At 62.2% G+C, this 10468-nt stretch carries 12 protein-coding genes; 1 reads left to right on the top strand and 11 read right to left on the bottom strand.

Going from position 1 to position 10468, the window contains the following annotated elements; genetic code table 11:
- Window positions 1-173: 173 nt before the first annotated feature.
- From ACODTO_RS11115 to ccoN (ACODTO_RS11070), 10 genes are all read right to left on the bottom strand, one after another.
- A complete protein-coding gene (locus ACODTO_RS11115; protein ID WP_139648846.1) occupies window positions 174-584 on the bottom strand; it encodes a type II toxin-antitoxin system VapC family toxin in 411 nt (136 codons plus the stop codon).
- A complete protein-coding gene (locus ACODTO_RS11110) occupies window positions 584-838 on the bottom strand; it encodes a type II toxin-antitoxin system Phd/YefM family antitoxin (protein WP_024777889.1) in 255 nt (84 codons plus the stop codon). The genes ACODTO_RS11115 and ACODTO_RS11110 overlap by 1 nt, the downstream gene beginning before the upstream one ends.
- 147 nt (window positions 839-985) lie before the next feature.
- Window positions 986-1969 carry a cytochrome-c oxidase, cbb3-type subunit III gene (ccoP, locus tag ACODTO_RS11105; protein ID WP_139648844.1) on the bottom strand — a complete coding sequence of 328 codons (984 nt, stop codon included), beginning with the start codon at window positions 1967-1969 and terminating at the stop codon, window positions 986-988.
- On the bottom strand, window positions 1966-2151 hold the full coding sequence (locus ACODTO_RS11100) for a CcoQ/FixQ family Cbb3-type cytochrome c oxidase assembly chaperone (protein ID WP_003183474.1): 186 nt from the start codon (window positions 2149-2151) through the stop codon (window positions 1966-1968). Before ACODTO_RS11100 ends, ccoP (ACODTO_RS11105) begins: the two co-directional genes overlap by 4 nt.
- Before the next feature lie 6 nt (window positions 2152-2157).
- Window positions 2158-2766, bottom strand: coding sequence for a cytochrome-c oxidase, cbb3-type subunit II (gene ccoO, locus ACODTO_RS11095; RefSeq protein WP_003199605.1), 609 nt, complete (start codon window positions 2764-2766; stop codon window positions 2158-2160).
- Window positions 2766-4208: a cytochrome-c oxidase, cbb3-type subunit I gene (gene ccoN / locus ACODTO_RS11090; protein WP_047703838.1), complete on the bottom strand. Its 1443-nt coding sequence runs from the start codon at window positions 4206-4208 to the stop codon at window positions 2766-2768. The genes ccoO (ACODTO_RS11095) and ccoN (ACODTO_RS11090) overlap by 1 nt, the downstream gene beginning before the upstream one ends.
- 480 nt (window positions 4209-4688) lie before the next feature.
- Window positions 4689-5642, bottom strand: a complete 954-nt coding sequence (ccoP, locus tag ACODTO_RS11085) for a cytochrome-c oxidase, cbb3-type subunit III (RefSeq protein ID WP_139648842.1) — start codon at window positions 5640-5642, stop codon at window positions 4689-4691.
- The gene (locus ACODTO_RS11080; protein WP_139648840.1) at window positions 5639-5842 is read right to left on the bottom strand and encodes a cbb3-type cytochrome oxidase subunit 3; all 204 of its coding nucleotides are present in this window, start codon (window positions 5840-5842) and stop codon (window positions 5639-5641) included. The genes ccoP (ACODTO_RS11085) and ACODTO_RS11080 overlap by 4 nt, the downstream gene beginning before the upstream one ends.
- A gap of 5 nt (window positions 5843-5847) precedes the next feature.
- Window positions 5848-6456 (bottom strand): cytochrome-c oxidase, cbb3-type subunit II, encoded by a 609-nt coding sequence (gene ccoO / locus ACODTO_RS11075; RefSeq protein ID WP_489106428.1) that lies wholly within the window; start codon window positions 6454-6456, stop codon window positions 5848-5850.
- A gap of 10 nt (window positions 6457-6466) precedes the next feature.
- The gene (ccoN, locus tag ACODTO_RS11070) at window positions 6467-7891 is read right to left on the bottom strand and encodes a cytochrome-c oxidase, cbb3-type subunit I (protein WP_175364233.1); all 1425 of its coding nucleotides are present in this window, start codon (window positions 7889-7891) and stop codon (window positions 6467-6469) included.
- A gap of 95 nt (window positions 7892-7986) precedes the next feature.
- On the opposite strand from ccoN (ACODTO_RS11070), the gene ACODTO_RS11065 reads away from it, so the two are divergent.
- A complete protein-coding gene (locus ACODTO_RS11065; protein ID WP_489106427.1) occupies window positions 7987-8679 on the top strand; it encodes an alpha/beta family hydrolase in 693 nt (230 codons plus the stop codon).
- Between the two features lie 152 nt (window positions 8680-8831).
- Here the strand turns inward: ACODTO_RS11065 and ACODTO_RS11060 are convergent, their stop codons facing one another.
- The gene (locus tag ACODTO_RS11060) at window positions 8832-10397 is read right to left on the bottom strand and encodes a methyl-accepting chemotaxis protein (protein ID WP_139648834.1); all 1566 of its coding nucleotides are present in this window, start codon (window positions 10395-10397) and stop codon (window positions 8832-8834) included.
- Between the last annotated feature and the right edge of the window lie 71 nt (window positions 10398-10468).

Genomic DNA, 10468 nt, shown 5'->3' with positions numbered 1-10468 from the left:
GCCCGTGCAGTGGGAGCCGCCGGCTTCTATCGGTTCAAGCGTTGTGATGCCTTCCATTGCATCTTCTCCTTGTCAGTCATGGCCCGCGTCTCCGTGCGCACCGGGCATTTGATCAGCTTCGGACGCATCAGGCAATCGGCCGGTTTTTCATCCCGGCCAGCCGCACCGCGTAGTCAGGCCATCCACGGGTTGAGCAACGTAACCCCGCTGGCCTCGAAGTCCGCTACGTTGCGGGTGACCACGGTCAGGCCATGGATCAGCGCCGTGGCAGCGATCAGCGCGTCGCATTCGTTGCTGCGATCAGGTACGTGCAGCCGGGCGCAGCGCAGCGCCACGGCGCGGTCCACCGCCAGGATCCTGCCGGCAAAGGCGGGCAGGACGTGGTTGTCCAGCCAGGCCCGCAGGCGGCTTCCCTGGCTCGGGTCCTTGCGTTCGAAGCGCAACACGCCGGTTTCCAGTTCCAATACGGTAATCGCCGAAACATACAGGCTGGGCGCGGCTACGCTGCGGGCCCAGGCCTGCACGTTTCTGTCGGCCTGGGGTTTGCGCAATTCCGAAATGACATTGGTATCGAGTAAATACATCAGGACAGGTCTACCGCTCGAGGAGTGATGACGGCGCGCTCGGTGTCGAAATCGATATCTGGCGCATCGGGCATGACCAGCAGCTCGACAATGCTGGCGCCGATGCCGGTCAGTTTCTGGTACTCCTCAATGCTTAGCAGCACATGAGCCGGCTTGCCACGGTCGGTGATGATGACGGGCCCTTCGCGGGTCGCTTTTTTGGCACCACTTGTGTCGTGGTTGAATTCGCGGCTGGACATGGTAGTGATGGACATGGGCATGCCCTCATTGAAGTTGATGTAGGCACGTTACTACCTTGACTGATTGGCGGCAAGAGAAACGGCTGCGCCCTATCGGACCGGCCATGAAAAAGGCCCCGTCAATGTGCATTGACGGGGCCTTTCGTGTATCAGGCGCAAGCCTTACTGGGCGTCAGCGGCCGGAGCCTTTTCGCCGTGGGACAGGCTGTAGACATAGGCGGCCAGCAGGTGGACCTTGTCGTTGCCTTGCAGGTCGGCCTGGGCAGGCATCTGGCCCTGGCGACCGTAGCGGATGGTCTGCTGCAGTTGAGCGAAGCTCGAACCGTAGATGAACGCGGCCGGGTGCGTCAGGTTGGGTGCGCCCATGGCGGGAGTACCCTGGCCTGCCGGACCGTGGCAGGCCACGCAGTTGGCAGCGAAGATTTTCTGGCCGTTGGCCGGATCGGCCTTGGCGCCTTCCGGCAGTTTGCGACCGTGCAGGCTGGTCACCAGGTACGACGCCACGTCGGCGACACCTTGCTCGCCGACCACGGCAGCCCAGCCCGGCATCACGGCATGACGACCGCCCATGATGGTGGTCTTGATGGTTTCTGGCTCACCGCCCCAGCGCCAGTCGGCGTCGGTCAGGTTAGGGAAGCCGTAGGCACCCTTGGCGTCGGAACCGTGGCAGACCGAGCAGTTGGAGGCGAACAGACGGCCACCCATCTTCAGGGCTTGCGGGTCCTTGGCAACTTCTTCGATCGGCATGGAGGCGAACTTGGCGAAGATCGGACCGAACTTGGCATCCGAGCGCGCCATTTCCTTTTCCCACTCATGCACGCCGGTCCAGCCGGTCTGGCCGTTGGCGAACGCGGTCTGCTTTTCGGTATCCAGGTAGTTATAGCCTGGCAGCAGGCCTTTCCAGTTGCCCAGACCCGGGTAGAGCACCAGGTAGCCGAGGGCGAACACGATGGTGCCCACGAACAGCATGAACCACCATTTCGGCAGCGGGTTGTCGTATTCCTCGATCCCGTCGAAGGAATGGCCAACCGTCTCTTCGGTGGCCTCGCTGCGCTGGCCCTTGCGGGTCGACAGCAGCAGCCAGGTCAGGGAGAAGATCGTTCCCAGGCTGAGGACTGTGACGTACAGACTCCAGAACGTTGTCATTCTTTGTTACTCCTAGAAGCTTGCTCGACGTGCTTGATGGCTTCGGGATCATCCGCGAACGGCAGCAAGGTCGCGTCGTCAAACTCCGACTTGCGCTTGGGGCTGAACACCCACAGGGCCAGACCGATAAAAGCCACCATCACGACGACGGTGCCCAGGCCGCGAATCATCCCGATATCCATTAAGAATCACCGTTTGCTTTTGATGATGGTGCCCAGGCCTTGCAGATAGGCCACCAGCGCGTCCATTTCGGTCTTGCCTTTCACGGCATCCTTGGCGCCGGCGATGTCTTCGTCGGTGTAAGGCACGCCCAGGGTACGCAGGACTTCCATTTTTTTCGCGGTGTCCTTGCCGTCGAGCTTGTTTTCCACGAGGAACGGGTAGGCCGGCATTTTCGACTCGGGTACCACGTTGCGCGGGTTGTACAAGTGCGCACGGTGCCAGTCATCGGAGTAACGACCGCCAACGCGGGCCAGGTCCGGACCGGTACGCTTGGAACCCCACAGGAATGGGTGGTCCCAGACGCTTTCGCCAGCGACCGAGTAGTGGCCGTAGCGTTCGGTCTCGGCGCGGAACGGACGGATCATCTGCGAGTGGCAGCCGACACAGCCGTTGGCGATGTAGATGTCGCGGCCTTCCAGTTCAAGGGCGGTACGCGGCTTCATGCCTTCGACCGGCTTGTTGGTCACGTCCTGGAAGAACAGCGGAACGATCTGGGTCAGGCCGCCGATACTCACGGCGATGACCATGAAGAAGGCCAGCAGGCCGATATTCTTCTCTACTGCTTCGTGCTTCATCAGTGAGCTCCAACTACGGCGATCTTGGCGGCGGCTTCAGCTTCAGCCGGGTCAGAAGCACGAACGGTGCGATACACGTTGTAGGCCATGAACAGCATGCCGCTGGCGAAGAACGCGCCGCCCAGGGCACGGACGATGTAGCCAGGGTGGCTGGCTTGCAGCGCTTCGACGAACGAGTAGGTCAGAGTGCCGTCGTCGTTGATCGCACGCCACATCAGGCCCTGGGTGATGCCGTTGACCCACATGGAAGCGATGTAGAGCACGGTACCGATGGTCGCGAGCCAGAAGTGCGCGTTGATCAGGGGAGTACTGTGCATCTGCGCACGACCGAACAGTTTCGGGATCATGTGGTAGATGGCGCCGATGGAAATCATCGCTACCCAGCCGAGCGCGCCGGCGTGGACGTGGCCGATGGTCCAGTCGGTGTAGTGGCTCAGGGAGTTGACGGTCTTGATGGCCATCATCGGGCCTTCGAAGGTCGACATGCCGTAGAACGCCAGGGATACCACCAGGAAGCGCAGGATCGGGTCGGTGCGCAGCTTATGCCAGGCGCCCGAGAGGGTCATCATGCCGTTGATCATGCCGCCCCAGCTTGGCGCCAGCAGGATGATCGACATGGCCATGCCCAGGGACTGCGCCCAGTCCGGCAGCGCGGTATAGTGCAGGTGGTGCGGACCGGCCCAGATGTACAGGGTGATCAGCGCCCAGAAGTGGACGATGGACAGGCGATAGGAGTAGATCGGACGCTCGGCCTGTTTCGGCACGAAGTAGTACATCATCCCCAGGAAGCCGGTGGTCAGGAAGAAGCCCACGGCGTTGTGGCCGTACCACCACTGGATCATCGCGTCGGTCGCGCCCGAGTAGGCCGAGTACGACTTGAACAGGCTGACCGGCAGCGACATGTGGTTGACGATGTGCAGCATCGCCGTCACGACGATGAAGGCACCGTAGAACCAGTTACCGACGTAGATGTGCTTGGTCTTGCGCTTGACGATGGTGCCGAAGAACACCAGGCCGTAGGTCACCCAGACGATGGCCAGCAGAATAGCCAGGGGCCATTCCAGTTCCGCGTATTCCTTGGTGGTGGTCAAACCCATGGGCAAGGTCACGATCGCGCCGACGATGACCGCTTGCCAACCCCAGAAGGTGAAGGCCGCGAGGCTGTCGGAGATCAGTCGCGTCTGGCAGGTTCGCTGCACGACGTAGTAGGAAGTGGCAAACAATGCACAACCACCGAAGGCGAAGATCACCAGGTTGGTGTGCAGCGGGCGCAGGCGTCCAAAGGTCGTCCATGGCAGATCGAAGTTCAACTCCGGCCAGACCAGTTGCGAGGCGATGAAGACACCGAGCCCCATGCCAAGGATCCCCCAGACCACCGTCATGATGGCGAACTGGCGGACTACCTTATAGTTATAAGCAGTCGGACTGATTGCTGTGCTCATTCTAAGGTTCCACGGTTTGGGTGTTTTATTAGGATAAAAATCGGCCGCAAGTATGGAGAAAGCGGGGGGTCATTGCAACGCGCCATGACCTGGGTCAATGCTTTCAAAAGCTGATTCTGCGGCCTTTCCATGCGCCGCGTAAGGACAAAATGGGCCCTCGACAAAGTGTCGCGCCGAAGGAATGAGGCGAGGGGGTCAGGTCGGTTGTAACGGGGTGTGTTCAAAGCCGGCGTTCGGGTGACACCGGGCCATTGTCGTCACAGCCGGTATCTGCCTGTCTTTACGGCGTTTTTGTCGAACGATTGTCGAACACATCGGGTCGGGTCGACCTGAAACCGGCAGTCGCCAGTACACGCAGAGGCAAGCTTAGACCCGATTCCGAGGAACCGAAAGAAAGACCTTGGGAGGGTGCGACAATGCGTCGCGCGCAGGCATGGAGTCGCCGCATCCGATGGATGCGGCTGTTCATGGGGGCAGGATTTATTCGCTTTTGCGTTCGGCTTGCAGGCGCTCGGCACCGGCAGGGTGGGACAGGCTGTAGACGTAAGCCGCGAGCAGTTGCACCTTGTCATTGCCGAGCAGTTCGTTTTGCGCCGGCATCTGGCCCTGGCGGCCATGGCGAATGGTTTGCTGCAACTGCGCCAGGCTGGTGCCGTAGATGAAGCCCGCCGGTTGCGTCAGGTTCGGCGCGCCCATGGCTTCGGTGCCTTGGCCGTTGGCGCCGTGACAGGCGGTGCAGGTGGTGCTGAACGTCTGTTTGCCGGCTTCCAGGTCGGCGCCGCTGTCAGCTGGCAGCGACAGGCCGGCCAGGTCGTGACGTACATACGCTGCTACGTTCTTGACCCCGGCATCCCCCAGTATTTCGCCCCAGGCCGGCATCGCCGCCATGCGCCCCCCCAGGATGGTGGTCTTGATGGTGTCGGCCGCGCCGCCCCAGCGCCAATTGTTGTCGGTCAGGTTGGGGAAGCCGAAGGCGCCCTTGGCGTCCGAGCCGTGGCAGACCGAGCAGTTGGAGGCGAACAGGCGGCCGCCCATTTTCAAGGCCTGCGGGTCCTTGGCGACTTCTTCCACGGGCATCGCGGCGAACTTGGCGAAGATCGGCCCGAACCTGGCGTCGGCCTTGGCCATTTCCTTTTCCCATTCATGGGCGCCGGTCCAGCCGTTTTCATAGCCAGGCAGGATGCCTTTCCAATTGCCCAGGCCCGGGTAAAGGATCAGGTAACCGACGGAAAACACCAGGGTGCCGGCGAACAACAGGAACCACCACTGCGGCAGCGGGTTGTCGTACTCCTCGATGCCATCGAAGCTGTGGCCCATGGTCTGGTCGACGCTGCCCTTGGTCTCGCCCTTGCGGGTACCGATCAACAGCCAGGTCAGGCCGATCAGGCTGCCGAGGGTCAGTACGCAGATCCACGTACTCCAGAAGGTGGTCATGGCCGGGTACTCCTTGTTGCAGGGTCTTGGGGATTGGCGATGTCGGCGGGTGGTTCGTCAGCGAACGGCAGCAGGCGCGCCTCGGCGAACTCCGGGCCGCGCTTGCTGCTGAAAGCCCACAGGAGCAGGCCGATGAAGGCCACGAACACCACGACCGTGCCCAGGCCGCGGATCATTCCAGTGCTCATTTCAAGAAACATGGGGCTCACCTCTTGCTCTTGATGGCAGTGCCGAGCACTTGCAGGTAGGCCACCAGTGCGTCCATTTCGGTCTTGCCCTTGAGCGAGGCCACACTGCCGGCGATGTCGTCATCGGTGTAGGGCACGCCGAGGGTGCGCATGGCGCGCAGCTTGGTTTCGGTGTGGCTGCTGTCCACCGCCTGGGTTACCAGCCACGGATAGGCCGGCATCTTCGACTCGGGCACGACGTTGCGCGGGTTGTACAAGTGCGCGCGGTGCCAGTCGTCGGAGTAGCGCGCGCCGACCCGGGCCAGGTCCGGCCCGGTGCGCTTGGAGCCCCACAGGAACGGATGGTCCCAGACGCTTTCGCCGGCTACCGAGTAGTGGCCGTAGCGCTCGGTCTCGGCGCGGAACGGGCGGATCATCTGGGAATGGCAGCCGACGCAACCTTCGCGGATGTAGATGTCGCGGCCTTCCAGTTGCAGGGCGGTGTAGGGCTTCATGCCATCCACCGGTTTGTTGGTCACGTCCTGGAAGAACAGCGGCACGATCTGGGTCAGGCCGCCGACGCTCACGGCCAGCACCATCAGCAGCATCAGCAGGCCGACGTTTTTCTCGATTGTTTCGTGTTTCATGGCGGACTCCTCAAGCCATCTGCGCGGCAGCGGCGGCTTCGGCAGGCTGGTAGGCCCGCACGGTGCGCCAGGTGTTGTAGGCCATCAGCAGCATGCCGCTGAGGAAGATCGCTCCGCCCACCAGCCGCACGATGAAGCCGGGGTGGCTGGCCGCCAGGGTTTCGACGAAGGAGTAGGTCAAGGTGCCGTCCTCGTTCACCGCGCGCCACATCAGGCCCTGGGCGATACCGTTGACCCACATCGAAGCGATGTAGAGCACGGTGCCGATGGTCGCGAGCCAGAAGTGCGCGTTGATCAGGCCGATGCTATGCATCTGTGGCCGGCCGAAGACTTTCGGGATCATGTGATACAGCGCGCCGATGGAAATCATCGCCACCCAGCCGAGTGCGCCGGCGTGGACGTGGCCGATGGTCCAGTCGGTGTAGTGGGAGAGGGCGTTGACGGTCTTGATCGCCATCATCGGGCCTTCGAAGGTCGACATGCCGTAGAACGCCAGGGACACCACCAGGAAGCGCAGGATCGGGTCGCTGCGCAACTTATGCCAGGCGCCCGAGAGGGTCATCATGCCGTTGATCATGCCGCCCCAGCTGGGTGCCAGCAGGATCAGCGACATCACCATGCCCAGGGACTGCGCCCAGTCCGGCAGCGCGGTGTAGTGCAGGTGGTGGGGGCCGGCCCAGATATATAAGGTGATCAGCGCCCAGAAATGCACGATGGACAAGCGATAGGAATACACCGGACGCTCGGCCTGTTTCGGCACGAAGTAGTACATCATCCCCAAAAAGCCTGCGGTGAGGAAAAAGCCTACGGCGTTGTGCCCGTACCACCATTGCACCATCGCGTCCGTGGCCCCGGCGTACACCGAGTAGGATTTGGTGAAGCTCACCGGCAGTTCCAGGTTGTTGACGATGTGCAGGATCGCCACGGTCAGGATGAAGCCGCCGAAGAACCAGTTGCCCACGTAGATGTGCTTGGTGGTGCGCTTGGCGACAGTGCCGAAGAACACAATGGCGTAGGCGACCCAGACGATGGTGATCAGGATGTCGATCGGCCATTCCAGCTCGGCGTACTCCTTGGAACTGGTGTAGCCCAGAGGCAGGCTGATGGCCGCCAGCAGGATCACCAGTTGCCAGCCCCAGAAGCAGAACGCAGCGATTTTCGGCGCAAACAGCTGGGTCTGGCAGGTGCGTTGTACCGAATAGAACGAGCTGGCGAACAGGGCGCAGCCACCGAACGCGAAGATCACCGCGTTGGTGTGCAACGGGCGCAGGCGACCGAAGCTGGTCCAGGGCAAATCGAAGTTGAGCTGCGGCCAGACCAATTGGGCGGCGAGAAAAACCCCGAGCCCCATGCCGACGATGCCCCACACCACCGTCATAATGGCGAATTGGCGGACCACCTTGTAGTTGTAGGCGGTACTGATAGAAGTGTTCATGGTTCCCCATCCACGGTTCAGCCGAAGAGCCCGCCTGCGCAAGGCAGCGCGGCATCTTCGCCTGGAGTTATAGGCAGACTGAAAGCGAGGCAAGCATGGACAAACAGCACAAGGCCAGTATTGACGGGGATCAATGGGCGCGGTGCGTGGCGCAACATGGCTGGCTGTGGACGGCCGCGCAATCGGGCGCCGGTGCCGGGGCGCCCACCTTGATTCTTGCCCACGGTGCCGGTGCGCCGATGGACAGCGGCTTCATGAACGAAATGGCCGCGCGCCTTGCTGCGCATGGGGTCAACGTGCTGCGTTTCGAATTTCCCTACATGGCCCAACGGCGCCTGGACGGTGGCAAACGACCACCCAACCCGGCCCCCAGGCTGCTGGAATGCTGGCGTGAGGTGTACGCCACGGTGCGGCCTTATGTCGCTGGTCGGCTGGCCATCGGCGGCAAGTCCATGGGCGGGCGGATGGCCAGCCTGCTCGCCGACGAGCTGGGGGGGGACGCGTTGGTGTGCCTGGGCTATCCGTTTTATGCGGCGGGCAAGCCGGAGAAACCACGGGTCGAGCATTTGGCCGGGTTGAAGACCCGGACCTTGATCGTCCAGGGCGAGCGCGATGCATTGGGCAATCGTGAGACCGTGCGAGGGTATGTCTTATCACCTGCCATCGAGGTGATGTGGTTGGCGGCGGGGGATCATGATTTGAAGCCGCTGAAAGCTTCAGGGTTTAGTCATGAGCAGCATCTCGAGGCAGCGGCGCTGGGCGTGTCGGGATTTCTTTTTCAGGTGTGAGGTGATTGGGCGGGCCTCATCGCGAGCAGGCTCGCTCCCACAGGGAATTGCATTCCAAATGTGGGAGCGAGCCTGCTCGCGATGGGGCCAGGACAGGCAATAAAAAACCCGGAAGCTGTCGCTGTCCGGGTTTTTTATCGAGCAGGCATCGGTCAGCGGTTGAACCGCTCCACCAAGGAGTACTGGGTGTTGGCCGTACGGGTCAGTTCTTCGCTCAGTAACGCCGAGCTGTGAGCCTGTCCCGAGGTCTGGTCGGCCAGTTCCGAGATGTTGCTGATGTTGCGGCTGATCTCCTCGGCCACCGAGCTCTGTTCCTCTGTGGCGGCAGCGATCTGGGTGGTCATGTCGGTGATGTTGGCCACCGCTTCGCTGATGCCCACCAGCGCTGCGTCCGCTTCCATCACCCGCGCCACGCCTTCTTCGGCCTGGCGATGGCCGGCGTCCATGGTCTGCACGGCATTGGTGGCGGTTTGCTGGAGCTTGGCGATCAGGGCGTGGATCTGCCCGGTGGATTCGCTGGTGCGTTGCGCCAGTTGCCGGACTTCATCGGCCACCACGGCAAAGCCGCGGCCCATCTCGCCGGCACGGGCCGCTTCGATGGCGGCGTTGAGCGCCAGCAGGTTGGTCTGGTCGGCGATGCCTTTGATCACGTCCACCACGCCGCCGATCTCGTCGCTGTCCTTGGCCAGTTGGGTCACGGTCTGGCCGGTTTCGCCCACCACCACGGACAGGCGTTCGATGGCCTCGCGGGTTTCCCCGGCGATGTCGCGTCCGCGACCGGTCAGGCGGTTGGCTTCCTGGGTGGCGTCGGCCGTGCGTTGCACGTGGCTGGCGACTTCCTGGGTGGTGGCGGCCATCTGGTTGACCGCCGTGGCCACCTGTTCGGTTTCCACGCGCTGGCGTTCCAGGCCGCTGGAGCTGTTGTGCGCCAGGGTGTTGGACTGTCGCGCCTGCTCGTTGAGGTGCTCGGCGGTGTCCTGCAGACGGGTCAGGCAGGTTTTCAGGCGAGCCTCCTGGCTGAGGATCGACATCTCCAGGCGTGCCTGGACGCCACGGCTGTCGGTGTACATCCGGGCGATCAGCGGGTCGGACGTAGTCTGCTCGGCCAGGCGCAGCAGGCGCTTGATCCCGCGTTGCTGCCATTGCAGGCCCATCAACCCCAGGGGTACCGACAGCAGGGCGGCCAGGGCAAAACCCCAGGAGGAATCTAGGAAGGCGCCCACGATGAAGCTCAACTGGCTGACCAGGATGAACGGCAGCCAGTCCTGGAGCAGGGGCACCCACTTATCGCTACGGGGGATTGCCGACTTGCCTTGGTTGATGCGCTGGTAGAGGGCTTCGGCTCGGGCGATCTGCTCGGCGCTGGGCTTGACCCGAACCGACTCGTAGCCGACCACCTGGTTGCCTTCGAACACCGGAGTGACGTAGGCGTTGACCCAGTAGTGATCGCCGCTCTTGCAGCGATTCTTGACGATGCCCATCCATGGCAAGCCTTGTTTCAGGGTATTCCACATATGGGCGAACACGGCCGACGGGACGTCGGGGTGGCGCACCAGGTTGTGAGGCGAACCAATCAGTTCTTCCTTGGAAAACCCGCTGATTTCAACGAACGCGTCGTTGCAGTAGGTGATCACGCCCTTGGCATTGGTGGTGGAGATCAATCGTTGCTGGGCCGGGAAGGTCCTTTCGCGTTGTGTGACGGGTTGGTTGTTACGCATCGTGTGCTAATCCGCAAGGCTTTGAAAGGTTGTCGGCAACGTCGGGTTTTTATTGAAGTTATTTTCCCCGT

This window comes from Pseudomonas sp. FG13 (genome assembly GCF_057809755.1).
This window is presented reverse-complemented; position numbering and strand designations above follow the sequence as displayed.